General features: G+C 72.6%; 16 protein-coding genes. 9 read left to right on the forward strand and 7 right to left on the reverse strand.

Annotation, left to right across the window (positions count from 1 at the left end; translation table 11 throughout):
- Window positions 1–37 precede the first annotated feature (37 nt).
- From ACTMTF_RS39335 to ACTMTF_RS39350, 4 genes are all read left to right on the forward strand, one after another.
- Window positions 38–787, forward strand: a complete 750-nt coding sequence (locus ACTMTF_RS39335) for an enoyl-CoA hydratase family protein (RefSeq protein ID WP_441115214.1) — start codon at window positions 38–40, stop codon at window positions 785–787.
- On the forward strand, window positions 787–1,641 hold the full coding sequence (locus tag ACTMTF_RS39340) for a CoA transferase subunit A (RefSeq protein WP_441115215.1): 855 nt from the start codon (window positions 787–789) through the stop codon (window positions 1,639–1,641). The genes ACTMTF_RS39335 and ACTMTF_RS39340 overlap by 1 nt, the downstream gene beginning before the upstream one ends.
- Window positions 1,638–2,390, forward strand: a complete 753-nt coding sequence (locus ACTMTF_RS39345; RefSeq protein ID WP_441115216.1) for a CoA-transferase subunit beta — start codon at window positions 1,638–1,640, stop codon at window positions 2,388–2,390. The genes ACTMTF_RS39340 and ACTMTF_RS39345 overlap by 4 nt, the downstream gene beginning before the upstream one ends.
- A 64-nt stretch (window positions 2,391–2,454) precedes the next feature.
- Window positions 2,455–3,516 carry an NAD(P)H-dependent flavin oxidoreductase gene (locus ACTMTF_RS39350; protein WP_441115301.1) on the forward strand — a complete coding sequence of 354 codons (1,062 nt, stop codon included), beginning with the start codon at window positions 2,455–2,457 and terminating at the stop codon, window positions 3,514–3,516.
- 72 nt (window positions 3,517–3,588) lie between these two features.
- On the opposite strand, the gene ACTMTF_RS39355 is transcribed toward ACTMTF_RS39350, so the two are convergent.
- From ACTMTF_RS39355 to ACTMTF_RS39365, 3 genes are read right to left on the reverse strand one after another with little or no spacing between them, the layout of a single operon-like run.
- Window positions 3,589–4,695, reverse strand: coding sequence for an acyl-CoA dehydrogenase family protein (locus ACTMTF_RS39355; protein WP_441115217.1), 1,107 nt, complete (start codon window positions 4,693–4,695; stop codon window positions 3,589–3,591).
- Window positions 4,692–5,822, reverse strand: coding sequence for an acyl-CoA dehydrogenase family protein (locus tag ACTMTF_RS39360; RefSeq protein WP_441115218.1), 1,131 nt, complete (start codon window positions 5,820–5,822; stop codon window positions 4,692–4,694). Before ACTMTF_RS39360 ends, ACTMTF_RS39355 begins: the two co-directional genes overlap by 4 nt.
- Entirely contained in the window at window positions 5,812–6,651 is an 840-nt protein-coding gene (locus tag ACTMTF_RS39365) for an enoyl-CoA hydratase (RefSeq protein ID WP_441115219.1), read from the reverse strand. Before ACTMTF_RS39365 ends, ACTMTF_RS39360 begins: the two co-directional genes overlap by 11 nt.
- 46 nt (window positions 6,652–6,697) lie before the next feature.
- Between ACTMTF_RS39365 and ACTMTF_RS39370 the strand changes: the two genes are divergently transcribed.
- From ACTMTF_RS39370 to ACTMTF_RS39385, 4 genes are all read left to right on the forward strand, one after another.
- Window positions 6,698–7,489, forward strand: a complete 792-nt coding sequence (locus tag ACTMTF_RS39370) for an SDR family oxidoreductase (protein ID WP_441115220.1) — start codon at window positions 6,698–6,700, stop codon at window positions 7,487–7,489.
- 15 nt (window positions 7,490–7,504) lie between these two features.
- The gene (locus ACTMTF_RS39375) at window positions 7,505–8,122 is read left to right on the forward strand and encodes a TetR/AcrR family transcriptional regulator (protein WP_397016693.1); all 618 of its coding nucleotides are present in this window, start codon (window positions 7,505–7,507) and stop codon (window positions 8,120–8,122) included.
- Window positions 8,123–8,132: 10 nt separating this feature from the next.
- Complete coding sequence (locus ACTMTF_RS39380) at window positions 8,133–9,290, forward strand: acetyl-CoA C-acetyltransferase (RefSeq protein ID WP_441115221.1); 1,158 nt, start codon at window positions 8,133–8,135, stop codon at window positions 9,288–9,290.
- 109 nt (window positions 9,291–9,399) lie between these two features.
- The gene (locus tag ACTMTF_RS39385) at window positions 9,400–9,759 is read left to right on the forward strand and encodes a hypothetical protein (RefSeq protein ID WP_441115222.1); all 360 of its coding nucleotides are present in this window, start codon (window positions 9,400–9,402) and stop codon (window positions 9,757–9,759) included.
- A 55-nt stretch (window positions 9,760–9,814) separates the two neighbouring features.
- Here ACTMTF_RS39385 and ACTMTF_RS39390 read toward each other — a convergent pair whose 3' ends face one another.
- The 4 genes from ACTMTF_RS39390 to ACTMTF_RS39405 form a co-directional block, all read right to left on the reverse strand.
- Window positions 9,815–11,536: a S8 family serine peptidase gene (locus ACTMTF_RS39390; protein ID WP_441115223.1), complete on the reverse strand. Its 1,722-nt coding sequence runs from the start codon at window positions 11,534–11,536 to the stop codon at window positions 9,815–9,817.
- Window positions 11,537–11,692: 156 nt separating this feature from the next.
- Window positions 11,693–13,132, reverse strand: coding sequence for a PepSY-associated TM helix domain-containing protein (locus ACTMTF_RS39395; RefSeq protein ID WP_441115224.1), 1,440 nt, complete (start codon window positions 13,130–13,132; stop codon window positions 11,693–11,695).
- A 95-nt stretch (window positions 13,133–13,227) separates the two neighbouring features.
- A complete protein-coding gene (locus ACTMTF_RS39400) occupies window positions 13,228–13,797 on the reverse strand; it encodes an MFS transporter (protein ID WP_441115225.1) in 570 nt (189 codons plus the stop codon).
- Window positions 13,798–13,845: 48 nt separating this feature from the next.
- Window positions 13,846–14,283: a MarR family winged helix-turn-helix transcriptional regulator gene (locus tag ACTMTF_RS39405; RefSeq protein ID WP_441115226.1), complete on the reverse strand. Its 438-nt coding sequence runs from the start codon at window positions 14,281–14,283 to the stop codon at window positions 13,846–13,848.
- A 99-nt stretch (window positions 14,284–14,382) separates the two neighbouring features.
- On the opposite strand from ACTMTF_RS39405, the gene ACTMTF_RS39410 reads away from it, so the two are divergent.
- Window positions 14,383–14,511, forward strand: coding sequence for a hypothetical protein (locus tag ACTMTF_RS39410; RefSeq protein ID WP_441115227.1), 129 nt, complete (start codon window positions 14,383–14,385; stop codon window positions 14,509–14,511).

Here is a 14,511-nt window from a genome sequence, read left to right on the forward strand (position 1 = left end):
TATTGTTTCTAACAAATGTTAGGTCGAAAGGTGGCTCATGGGAATCTCCACCGGCGACCCCGGCCAGGGCATCGCCGAGGTCGTCATGGACGTGCCGCCGGTCAACGCGCTCACCGTGCGGGACTGGTTCGACCTGGCCGGCGCCGTGCGGGACGCCGGGCGCGACCCCGCGACCCGCGTCGTGGTGCTGCGCGCCGAGGGCCGCGGCTTCAACGCCGGCGTCGACCTCAAGGAGATGCAGGCCGCCCGAGGCTTCGAAGCGCTGGTGGGAGCCAACCGGGGCTGCTACGCCGCGTTCGCCGCCGTCTATGAGTGCGAGGTGCCGGTGATCGCCGCCGTGCACGGGTTCTGCCTGGGCGGCGGCGTCGGGCTGGCCGGCAACGCCGACATCGTGATCGCCTCCGACGACGCCTACTTCGGGCTGCCCGAGGTCGAACGGGGCGCGCTCGGCGCCGCCACCCACCTGGCCCGGCTGGTGCCCCAGCACCTGATGCGCGCCATGGTCTACACCTGCCGCGACGTCACCGCGGCCGAGCTGCACGCCTTCGGCTCCGTCCTGCACGTGACCTCCCGCGACCGGCTCCGCCCGACCGCGCTGGAGGTGGCCGCCACGATCGCCGCCAAGGATCCGTACGTCATCCGCCGCGCGAAGGAGTCGCTGAACGGCATCGACCCGATCGACGTCAACCGCAGCTACCGCTACGAGCAGGGCTTCACCTACGAGCTCAACCTGATGGGCGCCGGTGAGCGCCACCGTGACGCCTTCCTCGCCGAGGGAGAGCGGTGATGGGCGGCGTGCTGTCGGCCGAGGAGGTCGTCGCCTCGCTGGCGAGCGGCATGACGATCGGGATCGGCGGCTGGGGCTCGCGGCGCAAGCCGATGGCGCTGGTCCGGGCGGTGTGCCGGTCGAACCTGAAGGACCTGACCATCGTGTCGTACGGCGGGCCGGACGTGGGCCTGCTGTGCGCGGCGGGCAAGGTCCGCCGGGTCGTCGCGCCGTTCGTGACGCTCGACTCGATCGCCCTCGAACCGCACTTCCGCGCCGCCCGGCAGAGCGGGGCCGTCGAGTTCACCGAGTACGACGAGGGCATGTTCATGTTCGGCCTGCTCGCGGGGGCGCACCGGCTGCCGTTCCTGCCGACGCGGGCCGGGCTGGGCTCCGACGTCATGCGGGTCAACCCCGGCCTGCGCACCGTACGCTCGCCGTACGCGGACCAGGAGGAGCTGGTCGCGGTGCCCGCGCTCACCCTGGACGCCGCGCTCGTGCACCTGGACCTGGCCGACACCCGCGGCAACGGCCGCTACCTCGGCCCGGACCCTTTCATGGACGACCTGTTCGCCAAGGCCGCCGCCCGCTGCTACCTGTCGTGCGAGCGGCTGGTGCGGCTGGGCGAGCTGGGCGGCCCGCCGCAGACGCTGCTGATCAGCCGCATGCACGTCGCCGGGGTGGTCGAGACGCCCGGCGGCGGCCACTTCACCGACTCCGGCACCGGACGGGACGAGGCGTTCCAGCGGCACTACGCCACCTCGGCGGCCGACCCCGGGCGGTGGGCCGCCTTCGCGGCCCGGTTCCTGTCCGGCGACGAGCGGGCCTACCAGGAGGCCGTACGCCGATGGCACCAGGAACAGGAGGCGCGATGAGCGCGAGCCGGGCGGAGGTCTGCGTGGTGGCCTGCGCCGAGGCGTGGCGCGGCGACGGCGAGGTGCTGGCCGCGGCGATGGGCACCTGCTCGGTCCTGGGGGCCAGGCTGGCCCGGCTGACGTTCGAGCCCGGCCTGCTGACGACGGACGGCGGCGCGCTGCTCACCGCCGAGCCGGTGCCGATCGGCGCGCCCGCGGGCCCGGCCGAAGGGTGGCTGCCGTTCCGCGAGCACCTGTGGCTGGTGCAGAACGGCCGGCGGCACGTGATGATGGGCGCCTCACAGATCGACCGGCACGGCAACACCAACATCTCCGCCATCGGCTCCTGGGAGCGCCCCACCTCGCAGCTCCTCGGCGTGCGCGGCGCCCCCGGCAACACGATCGGCAACCCGACGAGTTACTGGATCCCCCGTCACTCCACCCGTGTCTTCGTGCCGAAGGTCGACCTGGTCAGCGGCGTCGGCACCGACCGCGCCGCCGCGCTCGGCCCCGAGGCGGCGCGCTTCCACGACCTGCGGCGGGTGGTGACCGACCTCGCGGTCCTCGACTTCCGCACGCCGGACGGGGCGATGCGGCTGGTCTCCACCCATCCGGGCGTGCACGTCGAGCAGGTCCTGGCCGCCACCGGCTTCGAGCTCGTCACCGACGGCGACGTACCGGAGACACGGCAGCCGACCGGTGCGGAGCTGCGCCTGATCCGCGAGGTGCTCGACCCACGGTCGCAACGCGATCGGGAGGTACGCGCATGACGAGGCGACCGGTCGGCGCGGAGTTGGGTCCTGGTGTGGTGACGTGGCCGGTGGTCCGCGGGTGATGGGTCAGGTGCTGGAGACGTCGCTGACCCGGCTCACGGGGGTTCGGCACCCCGTCGTGCAGACCGGGATGGGCTGGGTGGCCGGGCCCCGGCTGGTGACCGCCGTGGCGCGGGCCGGTGGGCTCGGCGTCCTCGGCTCGGCCACCATGAGCCTGGACGAGCTCGCCGCCGCGATCAGGGCGGTTCGCGCGCGCACCGGTGAGCCCTTCGGGGTCAACCTGCGCGCCGACGCCTCCGACGCGGGCGACCGGATCGACCTGCTGATCAGCGAGCAGGTCAGGGTCGCCTCGTTCGCGCTGGCCCCGCGCCGGGAGCTGATCGCCAAGCTGAAGGACGCCGGAGTCGTGGTGATCCCGTCGGTGGGCGCGCGGCGGCACGCCGAGAAGGTCGCCGCCTGGGGGGCCGACGCCGTGCTGGTCCAGGGCGGCGAGGGCGGCGGGCACACCGGCCCGATCGCCACCACGCTGCTGCTGCCCCAGGTCGTCGACGCGGTCGACATCCCGGTCATCGCGGCCGGCGGCTTCTTCGACGGGCGCGGGCTCGCCGCCGCCCTCGCCTACGGCGCGGCGGGCATCGCGATGGGCACGCGGTTCCTGCTGACCTCCGACAGTACGGTCCCCGACGCGGTCAAACGGGCCTACCTCGCCGGGACCGAAACCGTGGTCACCCGCCAGGTGGACGGCATGCCGCACCGCGTCCTGCGCACGCCGCTGGTCGACGGCCTGGAACGGTCAGGCCCGGTGACCCGGACGATCCGGGCGCTGCGCAACGCCGCTCGGTTCAAGTCGATCTCCCGGATGTCCTGGCCGGAGCTGATCCGCGACGGGCTGGCCATGAAGCACGGCAAGGAGCTCACCTGGTCGCAGGTGCTGATGGCGGCCAGCACCCCCGTGCTGCTCAAGGCCGCCATGGTGGACGGCCGCGCCGACCTGGGGGTGCTGGCCTCCGGGCAGGCCGTGGCGGTCATCGACGACCTGCCCTCCTGCGAGGCCCTGATCGACGCCGTCGTCACCCGCGCCGCCCACGTGCTCGGCCGCCTTGGCGCCGACCTGCCCCCCTGAGCGCCGCACGGCCCCGGCGAGGCGTGCCGGGCGCGGGTTTCGGCTCAGCGTCGGCTCAGGGTCAGCTCAGGGTCAGCTCAGTGCGGACATCAGGCGGGCCCGGTGCTCGGCGGGGGAGCCCCATGCGGCGCGCAGGGCGCGCGCCTTGCGGATCAGCAGACTGAGGTCGTACGCGTCGGTGTAGCCGATCGCGCCGTGCACCTGAAGGGCGATCCTGGCAGTCCGGTACGCGGCCTCCGACGCCATGACCTTGGCCGCCGACACCTCACGGGCGAAGTCCGGGGTGCCGTGGGCGAGGGCCGCGCCGTGCACCAGGGGACGGGCGTACTCCAGCTCGACCAGCGCGTTCGCCAGATGGTGCCGGACCGCCTGGAACTCGCCGATCGGCCGCCCGAACTGCCGCCGCGTCCTGGCGTACTCCACCGACACCTCCAGCAGGCGGCGGCCCAGTCCCGTGAGCTGGGCGGCGCATGCCAGCGTGCCCAGATCGCGAGCCTCGCCGGCGGCGGCCACCACCTCGGGGCCGGCGGCGAGCACGTCACCCGGCGTGACGGGAAACAGCCGGCGAGCCGGATCCAGAGAGGTGAGGACGCCCCCAGGAACTCCGGCCCGCAGCTGCGCCCCCGTCACCATCAGCACCGGGGCCGCTATGTCGGCATCCAGCGCGTACGGGGGTATCGGCGTGGTGGCGGTGCCGAGCGTGCCCGGCGGCTCCCGCGTGGCGGTGGTGTCCGGCGTGCAGGGGAGCGCCAGCGTGGCGGTGGTGTCCGGCGTGCAGGGGAGCGCCAGCGTGGCGGTGGTGTCCGGCGTGCGGGGGAGCGCCAGCGTGGCGACGACCGTCCCGTCCGCGATGCCCGCCAGCCGCGAGGAGTCCAGAGCCAGCCGGTCCAGTAGCACGGCCACCGCGACCGTCTCGGCGCAGGGGCCGGGCACGCCGTGCCGGCCGAGTTCGTGGAAGGCGGTCACGAGCTCGACCGGGAGCACACCGGCGCCCCCCGCCTTCTCCGGCACCGCGACCGCGAACACCCCCGCCCCGGCCAGCGACCGCCACAGCGCCAGGCCGGGCTCCGGATCCCCGGCCGCCCATGACCGGACGGCGCCGGGCACCGCCGCCTGAGCCAGCAGCTTGTCCACCGTCTCGCCGAACAGCCTCTGCTCGGCGTCCAGGACGAACTTCACGACCGCCCCGCTCTCGGCAGGCCGAGCACCCGGTCGGCGACGATGTCGCGCTGGATCTCGTTGGTGCCGGCGTAGATCGGGCCCGCGAGGGAGAAGACGTACCCCTCCAGCCACTCGCCCGCCAGCTCCCCGGCCGGGCCGAGCAGGTCCAGGGCGGTCTCGTGCAGGGCCACGTCCAGCTCCGACCAGAAGAGCTTGTTGACGCTGGACTCCGCGCCCACGTCCTCGCCCCGGGAGATCGTCTCGAAGCCCTTGAGCCGGTACGCGCGTGCCCGGATCCACGCGTCGGCCACCCGGTCCCGCAGTGCGGTGTCGGCGGGGTCGCCGTGCTCGCGCCAGAGCCCGACCAGCCGGTCGGCGGCGGCCAGGAACCGCCCCGGGCTGCGCAGGATGAGCCCCCGCTCGTTGCCCGTGGTGCTCATCGCCACCCGCCAGCCCTCACCGGGCCGCCCGATGACGTCGCGGTCGGGCACGAACACGTCGTCGAAGAACAGTTCGGCGAAGGCCGGCTTGCCGTCGAGGCGGCCGATCGGCCTGCGGGTGATCCCCTCGGCGTCCAGCGCGAACATCAGGTAGATCAGGCCGTGGTGCCGCAGCGAGCCGGGATCGGCGCGGAACGGGCCGAAGCCCCGGTCGGCGAAGGCCGCGCGCGAGCTCCACGTCTTCTGCCCGTTCAGCAGCCAGCCGCCCTCGGTCCGGGTCGCGGTGGCGCGCAGGGACGCCAGGTCGCTGCCCGCCTCCGGCTCCGACCAGGCCTGCGCCCAGATCGCCTCGCCCGAGGCCATCGGCGGCAGGACGCGGGCGAGCTGCTCGGGGGTGCCGTGCCGGAACAGGGTCGGGGCCAGCAGGTTGACGCCGTTCTGGCTGACCCGCGCCGGCGCGCCGGCCGCGTGGTACTCCTCCTCGAAGACCAGCCACTCCAGCGGCGTCGCGGCCCGCCCGCCGTACTCACGTGGCCAGGACACCACCGACAGGCGGGCCGCGTACAGCTCGCGCTCCCAGGCGCGGTGCGCGGCGAACCCCGCCTCCGTCTCCAGCGACGGCAGAGCGGTGGCGGGGACGTGGGCCCGCAGCCACGCGCGCACGTCGGCCCGGAACGGCTCCACGGCCGACAGGTCAAGATCCATCGGCGGCCGCCTTCATGCTCCTGGCGTCCATCCCGGCCAGGGGGTCGGCCGCGGTCTCGGCGTTGTGCGCGTGGGCGAGGTGGTGCAGGCCGAAGACGGAGTCCAGGCCGGCGTGCAGGCCCTGCAGGTCCTCCGCCTGGTTGACCGCCTTCTTCGCCAGCGCCAGCCCCAGCCGCGGCATGGCCGCGATCCGCTCGGCGAGCGCGAGGACCTGCGCCCGCAGCTCCTCGCGCGGCACCACCTGGTTGACCATCCCCACCTCGTACGCGCGCCGCGCGGGCATCCGGTCACCGGTGAAGAGGAACTCCTTGGCGATGCGCGGCGGCATCGCCCACGGATGGGCGAAGTACTCGACGCCCGGAATGCCCATCCGCACCACCGGGTCGGCGAAGAACGCGTCGTCGGCGGCGACGATCAGGTCGCACACCCAGGCCAGCATCAGCCCGCCCGCGATGCACGCCCCCTGCACCATCGCGATCGTCGGCTTCGGCAGCTCCCGCCAGCGCCGGCACATGCCGAGGTAGACCTCCGACTCGCGGGCGAGGCGGCTGTCCGCGCCGTCCTTGCCCACGTGGTCCCACCACAGGCCGGCCCTGCGCTCGAAGGACAGGTGCGCGTCGCGCTCCGGGGTGCCGATGTCGTGCCCGGCGCTGAAGTGCTCGCCCGCGCCGGCCAGCACGATCACCTTGACCTCGTCGTCGGCCGCGGCCCGGTAGAGGGCCTCGTCCAGGGCGTACGTCATGGCGGAGTTCTGGGCGTTGCGGTAGTCCGGGCGGTTCATGGTGACTAGCGCCACGGGGCCGCGCCGTTCGTAGTTCACCACGGTCATGGGGCCCTCGCATTCTTTCTAACAAGTATTTGGTAGGGTAACTCATGTGAAGCTCAGCGAGGAGGCTCGGCCGCTCTACGTTCCCGGGCACGGCCTGCTGCGCGACCGGGTGGCGGTGGTCACGGCCGCGGCCGGCACCGGCATCGGGGGCGCGTGCGCCCGCCGGATGCTGGAGGAGGGCGCGCGGGTGGTCGTCAGCGACGCCCACGAGCGCCGGCTCGCCGAGAGCGTGGCGGGGCTGGCGCGCGAGTTCGGCGGCGCGGTGACCGGGGTGCCGTGTGACGTCACCTCGGAGGAGCAGGTGCAGGGCCTGTTCGCGGCCGCCGAGGAGCGGCTCGGCCCGGTCGACGTGGTGGTCAACAACGCCGGGCTCGGCGGCACGGCCAGGCTCGTGGAGATGACCGACGAGCAGTGGGGCCGGGTGCTGGACGTGACGCTCAACGGCACCATGCGCTGCACCCGCGCCGCGCTGACGCGCATGCTGCCGCGCGGGCGCGGCGTGATCGTCAACAACGCGTCGGTGGTCGGCTGGCGGGCCCAGGAGGGCCAGGCGCACTACGCCGCGGCCAAGGCGGGCGTGATGGCGCTGACCAGGTGCGCGGCGATCGAGGCCGCGCCGCACGGCGTGCGGGTCAACGCGGTGGCCCCCTCATTGGCCCTGCACCCGCACCTGGCGAAGGTGACGACGCGGGAGCTGCTGGACGAGCTGACCGGCCAGGAGGCCTTCGGCCGCTCCGCGGAGCCCTGGGAGGTCGCCAACGTTATCGTCTTCCTGGCGAGCGACTACTCCTCCTACATGACCGGAGAGGTCGTCTCGGTCTCCAGCCGGCATCCCTGAGAGGTCCACCTTCCCATGAGCGCACGACGCCGAGATTCCCAGAGCACCGCCGCCGCCCGCGCCGGGCGGCGGGCGGAGCTGCTCGCGACCGCCGCCGAGGTGTTCGCGTCCCGGGGATACGCGGCCACGACGGTCCGCGAGGTGGCCGACGCGGCGGACATCCTCGGCGGCAGCCTCTACTACCACTTCGACTCCAAGGAGTCGATGGTCGACGAGATCCTGTCCGTCTTCCTCACCGACCTGTGGTCGGCCTACGACGCGGTGCTCGCGGGGGAGCTGGGCGCGCGGGAGACGTTCGAGGCGCTGATCGTCGAGTCGTTCCGGTGCATCGAGCGCTACCGGCCGGCCGTCGTGATTTATCAGAACGAATCCAAGCATCTCGTGACAAATCCGCGTTTCTCGTACTTGCTGGATTCGCAGCGGCGGTTCCGCGAGATGTGGCTGTCGGTGCTGGACCGGGGCGTCACCGACGGGGTCCTGCGCGCCGACCTCGACACCGGACTGATCTACCGCTTCATCCGCGACACCGTCTGGCTGGCCGCGAGCTGGTACCGCAGCGACGGCCCGCTGCCCGCCGACGAGATCGCCCGGCAGTACATAGCCATGGTCCTGGAAGGCATCCTGACGACCTGAGGAGTTCGCGATGGCGGAGGCGTACCTCGTCGAAGCGGTCCGCACGCCCGTGGGCAGGCGCGGCGGCGGCCTGGCCGGCGTGCACCCGGCCGACCTCGGCGCGCACGCGCTGAGCGAGCTCATGGCCCGCTCCGGCGTGGACCCGGCGGCGGTCGAGGACGTGATCTTCGGCTGCGTGGACACGGTCGGCCCGCAGGCGGGCGACATCGCGCGCACCTGCTGGCTGGCGGCCGGGCTGCCCGAGGCGGTGCCGGGCGTCACCGTCGACCGCCAGTGCGGCTCCTCCCAGCAGGCCGTCCACTTCGCCGCCCAGGCGGTGCTGTCGGGCACCTGCGATCTCGTGGTGGCCGGCGGCGTGCAGAACATGTCGCGGATCCCGATCGCGTACGCCTCCCAGGGCGCCACCGACGCGCTCGGCCTCACCGAGGGCCCGTTCGCCGGCTCGCGCGGCTGGCGGGCCCGCTACGGCGACCAGGAGGTCTCCCAGTTCCGCGGCGCGGAGATGATCGCCCGCGACTGGGACATCTCCCGCGAGGAGATGGAGGCCTTCGCCTTCGAGTCGCACCGGCGCGCCGTCCGGGCGATCGACGAGGGGCGTTTCGCCCGCGAGATCGCCCCGATCGAGGGCGTCACGACCGACGAGGGCCCGCGCCGCGACACCACCCGGGAGCGGATGGCCGCCCTGAAGCCCCTGCTGGAGGGCGGGCGGCTCACCGCCGCGCTCGCCTCGCAGATCTCCGACGGCGCCGCCGCCCTGCTCCTCGCCTCCGAGGCGGCGGTGAAGGCGCACGGCCTGCGGCCCCGGGCCCGGGTCCACCACGTCTCCGCCCGTGGCGAGGACCCCATCAGGATGCTGTCCGCCCCGATCCCCGCGACGGCCTACGCGCTGAAGAGGAGCGGCATGTCGATCGGCGACATGTCCGTGGTGGAGATCAACGAGGCGTTCGCCCCGGTCGTGCTGGCCTGGCTGAAGGAGACCGGCGCCGACCCGGCACGGGTCAACCCGAACGGCGGCGCCATCGCGCTCGGCCACCCGCTCGGCGCGACCGGCGCCCGGCTCATGATCACCCTGCTGCACGAGCTGGAGCGCACCGGCGGCCGCTACGGCCTGCAGACCATGTGCGAGGGAGGCGGTCAGGCCAACGTCACGGTCATCGAGCGGCTGTGAGCCCTGACAAGAAATATGACGATTCATCCAGAGTCGCTGGACTCGTGCGCGGCTCGCCACGCATAGTAGATCAGCAGAACCGTCCGCGAAAACGCCAGTACGGAGGGTCATGCCCCACGCGTTCGCCGCGATCCTGATCGCCGCCTCGATGACCGCCGGTGCGCTGACCCCGGCGGCCCAGTTACCCGCCTCCGCCGTCGCGGCGCCGAAATACCGGGCCTGCTATGACGGCACGTGCAAGATCACCCTGACGAAGAAGACGTCGTTCCGGATCCACCCGCGCTTCGGCATCACCCGGCTGACCATCTCCTTCAACTCCCGGCAGGTCCAGGTCCGGGGCACCGGTCCCGGCGTCGCGGCCGGGGGAGGGTTCAGCAAGGGAGGCGCGACGACGGTCAACGGCATCCAGTTCACGATCAGCTCGTTGTCCGGCAAGAAGGCGGTGCTCAGGCTGAAGGCCCGCCGCTGAGCCCGTACCCGATCGCGGAGGAGGCCGGCCCCGGAGCGGGGGCCGGCCTCACGCGTCAGCGGACCGCGTCGAGAGCGTCGACGATGCCGCGGCCGTAGAAGCCGTTGTTCCCCCTGTTCCCCTCGCAGGTGTGCGTGTCCGTCACCGTGGTGCCGTTGGGCAGGTGGCGGGTGTAGGTGTAGGCGGGCGGGTTCGGGCAGGCCGTCCTGGTCGCGGAGCTCTTCAGCACGCTCTCCACCACGCGGGGGCTGAGCGTCTTGCCGCCGTGGACGCGGTCGCGGTTGCCGAACCTGCTCACGATCAGCGCGGCGACTCCGACGGCGCGCGGTGAGGCCATCGAGGTGCCCTGAAGATAGGTGTAGTAGGCGCAGGTCGAGCCCTTGCAGTCACGCACGACATGGGTGACGTTCGGCGTGCCGTCGGGGTTGAGCTCGCCGCGCTCCTCGGCGAGCGCCTTCGGGTAGGCGCCCAGGGTCGCCCTGGCCAGGTCACGGTTGTTGTCCGGCGTGTCGTAGGCGTCACCGCCGGGAGCCGCCACGTCGACGTAGCCGTTGCCGTAGTCGGAGAAGTACGACTTGCGCTTGCTGAAGCCGGTGGAGGAGACTGAGATCACGTGCTCACCCTCGCTCGGCATCGACACGCAGCTCGGCGGGATGGTCCTGCTGTACGGCGCCTCGCCCGGCACACTGGCGAAGTCGGGGCTGGAGGCGTCGACGAGCTCCTTGGTGTAGTCGGTGGCGCCGTTGCCCGCGGCCGAGATCAACGTCACGCCTCTGCGGTGCGCGTAGTCGAGGGCCCGCTGGGTGGCCTTGATGATGGTGGCCTGCTCGGCCCGGTCGGCCGGCGAGTCCGCCGGGTTGTCGGTGCAGTTGAACAGCCACGGGTCGATGTAGTAGCTCATGTTGACCACGTCGATGCCGTGGTCGCCGGCGTAGGTCAGCGCGTCGATGCTCGGCTGGAGGAAGAAGTAGCCCGAGTCCTGGCCGACCCGCAGGTTCACGATCGACACCTTCGGCGCCACGCCCGCCACGCCCAGCCGGTTGATCGGGGAGGCGATGGCGGAGGCCACGTGGGTGCCGTGATCACTCTCGTCCACGTCCGCGGGGTCCTCGCAGGACTTGTCGGGCTCCGCCTCGCAGGGGCCGTCGACCTCCGCGCCGTTGGCGTCGACGGGGATGTCGACGGTGAAGTTACGGCTGAGTTCGCGGTTGAAGTTGGGCGCGATGTCGGGGTGCGAGCCGTCCACGCCGGTGTCGAGGACCCCGACGAGCACGCCGTGGTCGCCCTGGTTGTAGCGGTGCGAGCCGCTCGCCGTGGCGTTGATCTGCTTCATGTCCCACTGCAGCTCCGCCAGCGGCTCGGCGCCCCGGCCCGGCTTGCCGAAGGTGGTGGTGGCGGGAGCGCCGGTCGCGGCCCGCTCCACCGCTCTGGCCTCGATGGCCTTGCGTACGGCGGCGGTGGAGCGGGCGGTCGTGGGCACGCTGCCGATGGACCGGTTGTGGGCGACTCCCTCGATCACGTCGCTACCGGCGAGTGCCGCCGCGAAGCCGGTGTTCGTCGTGGAGATCGTGGCGACGCCCACCGCGGTGTTCTCCTTGAGCAGGCTCCCGCCCGCGGCCTCGACGGCCTGCCGGGTGGCTTGCGCGTCGGCCCCTTCCTTGTAGAGGACGACGTACTCGGTCGGAGGGCCGTCAGACACTTTCAGCGCGGCCTGCGCGGGGGTCACCAGTGCCGCGGTGAGCAGAAGTGCGGCTGAGATGACGGCAACGCGTTTCACATATACCTCCACATTTTGGCGAATCCCGTTCATCAATCTGGAGATACTCATGGCGCACGTCCAGATCTTCGGGGATTCGCCGCTCATGTGTTATGTGATCGCTTTCTCATTGTGAAGAACTTTGTGGTACTCGGACGCGTGCGCGGGAGAAGAGCGTCAGCCGAACACGCGGGACAGCCTGGGGACGCGCCGCAGCACCAGCAGGTCCAGCGCCAGCACCGCCACCATGGTGACGCCCGCCAACGGGAACAGCACGCCGAGCACTGCCATGATGGCGATCACCCCGTACGCCGTCCGCCGGCTGGTGACGCGGGCCGGGGCGCCGACGCGGCCTCGGGGGCGGCGCTTCCACCACATCCACACCCCCGTGACGACCAGCGTGATGAGGGCCAGGCAGGCGCCGAGCATCACGATCAGGTTGGCGACGCCGTAGCGGCGGCCCTCGTGCAGCGCGATGCCCTGCTCGACCGCCTTGGCCATCAGCCCGTACTCGGCCCAGCCGTAGGAGACCAGCACCCGCCCGCTGTACTGGTCGACGTGCAGGGTCTGCGCGTCCGCCGGATCACGGCGCGGGGCGGTCACGATCGTGTAGACGCCCGTCGGGTCGCTGGGGAGCAGGATCTTGAGGTCGCACTCGGCGGCCGGGCAGCGCCGGATGGCCGGCCTGGTGGCGGCCAGGGCGCGCTCCAGAGGGAGCGCCCCGGGCTGCAGGACGCCGCCGGTGCCGGAGTGGGCGGCGTGCTCGTCGTCCTGCGAGGGGGGCACCGGAAGCCGCTCGGCGGCCCAGGGCACCTTGGCGTCGGGGTGGTGGGACAGCTCGCCCGACAGGGTGGGCACGGTGGAGGTGTCAGGGTAGGCGTCCGCGCTCGGTGTCGTGGAGCCGGTGGTCTCCTGGAGACGCTGGAGCCCCGCGCCCCAGACGCCCGACCAGGGCAGCCCGGACAGGACGAGGAACACCACGGCCGCGCCCGCCACGACCCCCGTGTACGCGTGCACGCGGCGCAGCCGGCCGCGGGCCGAGGTGGCACGGCGCTTGCGGGGGCCGCTCCACCACAGGTAGGCGCCGGTGGCGACGAGGATGAGCGCCCAGCACGCGGCGATCTCCACCACCCGGTCCCCGGCGACGCCCGCCATCAGCTCACCGTGGATGGTGCGTACGACGCGCATGAACGTGGCGGAGTCGTCGATCTGGCCGGTCACCGTGGCGGTCGCCGGGTTCACGTACACCGACACTCCCTCCGCGAACGGCCCGGTGTCGGCGCCCTGGAGGATGACTCGGGTGGTGCGGTCCGGGGCGGTGGGCGGGATCACGGACATCACCTCCGCGCCCGGACGGACCTGCTGGGCGGCGGCGATCTGCTCCGACAGCGGGCGGGCGGCGGTGACGGGGGAGGAGAGGGTGCGCACGTCCTGGTAGCGCCACTCCTCGAACGGCTCCTTGAACAGGTAGATGGCCCCGGTCACGGCGAGGACCAGCAGGATGGGGGCGACTAACAGACCGGCGTAGAAATGCCAGCGCCAGACGGCGCGGTAGCGCTGGGACGAGGTGGCGGTGATCGGTTGGGTGGTTTCCGGCTGTACGTGGACAGAGGTCATGGGCGTTCTCCGAACGGCACGCGAGGAGGGGCAGGGCAGGCATGACCGGCCGGCCGCGCAGGGGCGCGGCGGCGGTGCGGAGCGGATGCCTCCTGCTAGCGCGGCGGTCCTCGGCGGGAGAGCGCCGAGGACAGCGTCTGGGCCGTGCGAAGAGCGGGAGCCGGCGCCGCGACGGGCGGCGCGGGGCGTGGCGCGGCGAGCGGGGCGAACCCGCGGGGCAGCGGACGCCACAGGTCGCGCAGTGCGCAGCCGAGCAGGCGCAGGAGCGTGACCAGCGCCGAGTCGCCGCGCTCCAGCCACCAAGCGGACAGCGTCGCGACGAGCACGTGCGCCACCAGCATCCCGAGCCCGGGGGAGAGCCCGGTGGCGTCATGGTGGCCGGCGACGGGCGCCGACGTGACGCCCGCGCCGAAGAGGTGGTGCATGCCGTACTGGGCGGCGAAGGCGGCGGCCAGCAGCGTCCCCATGGAGGGGCGGCGGGCGGCCAGGACGAACGCCCCCGCCCCGGTGATCGCGGTGGCGGCGGCGACGACGTGCAGCCGGGCGCCACCGCCGCCGGCCAGCATGTGCATGCCCAGCGCGGTGTACACGCAGACGACGGCGAACACGGCGGCACGCAGGGCGCGCGGGATCGGCCGGCCGGCGTGCACACGATCACCGCTCACAGAGAGGGATACGTCGCGACGGCGGCGGCGGTTCACCCGCCTTGTCTATCATTGGGGTGGTGTGCTGTTCCAGACCGGAAGAGTGAGCACCGTATGCATGCGGCGTAGCTCGTCGCGGTGCAGCGCGCTCAGGCGGGCCAGCACCTGCTCGCCCTTCGGCGTCAGCAGCACGCGCACCGCCCGGCCGTCGTCCGGGTGCGCCCCCCGACTGACCAGGTCCTGAGCCTGGGCCCGGTTGACCAGCTCGACGACGCTGTGGTGGCGGAGCTGGAGCCGCTCGGCGAGCTCTCGCACGGTCGCCCACTCGCGGCCGGGAAAGCCCTTCAGCGCCAGCAGCAGTTGGTACTGCTGCGGGGTGAGGCCGTCCTCGCGCACCGTCTCCTCGCTGAATCGCAGATAGCGGCGGATCCCGAACCGGAACCTGGCCAGCGCCTCGAAATCCTGCTTGGTCAGCGGCTCGGTCTGCGCGTTCTCTGGGTCCGACACGGTTTCAGTCTATCGCGATGCGACATATCCGGCGGGTCTCCTCAGGTCATGTTCATCCCATATCTATCGTGTTACGATACAAATGCTCGGGTGGCACAGATGAGACGACGCCCTCCGGACCGCACGCCGTCCCATCTGCCCCGGTCCACCTACACCACCCCGCTCATGCTCAGCGTGATCGGTGGGGACTCCGGCTCCGCGCGGGCGGCGCCGGACATCGGAGGATGA

Source organism: Nonomuraea sp. ZG12, assembly GCF_052068115.1.
Lineage (GTDB): Bacteria > Actinomycetota > Actinomycetes > Streptosporangiales > Streptosporangiaceae > Nonomuraea.

What these genes read in the sequence shown, in the direction of transcription:
- ACTMTF_RS39360 (WP_441115218.1), bottom strand. Translation starts at nt 5,822, where the DNA reads ATGGATCTTGACCTGTCGGCCGTGGAGCCGTTCCGGGCCGACGTGCGC.
- ACTMTF_RS39375 (WP_397016693.1), top strand. Translation starts at nt 7,505, where the DNA reads ATGAGCGCACGACGCCGAGATTCCCAGAGCACCGCCGCCGCCCGCGCC.
- ACTMTF_RS39365 (WP_441115219.1), bottom strand. Translation starts at nt 6,651, where the DNA reads ATGACCGTGGTGAACTACGAACGGCGCGGCCCCGTGGCGCTAGTCACC.
- ACTMTF_RS39345 (WP_441115216.1), top strand. Translation starts at nt 1,638, where the DNA reads ATGAGCGCGAGCCGGGCGGAGGTCTGCGTGGTGGCCTGCGCCGAGGCG.
- ACTMTF_RS39340 (WP_441115215.1), top strand. Translation starts at nt 787, where the DNA reads ATGGGCGGCGTGCTGTCGGCCGAGGAGGTCGTCGCCTCGCTGGCGAGC.
- ACTMTF_RS39350 (WP_441115301.1), top strand. Translation starts at nt 2,455, where the DNA reads ATGGGTCAGGTGCTGGAGACGTCGCTGACCCGGCTCACGGGGGTTCGG.
- ACTMTF_RS39385 (WP_441115222.1), top strand. Translation starts at nt 9,400, where the DNA reads ATGCCCCACGCGTTCGCCGCGATCCTGATCGCCGCCTCGATGACCGCC.
- ACTMTF_RS39395 (WP_441115224.1), bottom strand. Translation starts at nt 13,132, where the DNA reads ATGACCTCTGTCCACGTACAGCCGGAAACCACCCAACCGATCACCGCC.
- ACTMTF_RS39335 (WP_441115214.1), top strand. Translation starts at nt 38, where the DNA reads ATGGGAATCTCCACCGGCGACCCCGGCCAGGGCATCGCCGAGGTCGTC.
- ACTMTF_RS39410 (WP_441115227.1), top strand. Translation starts at nt 14,383, where the DNA reads ATGAGACGACGCCCTCCGGACCGCACGCCGTCCCATCTGCCCCGGTCC.
- ACTMTF_RS39380 (WP_441115221.1), top strand. Translation starts at nt 8,133, where the DNA reads ATGGCGGAGGCGTACCTCGTCGAAGCGGTCCGCACGCCCGTGGGCAGG.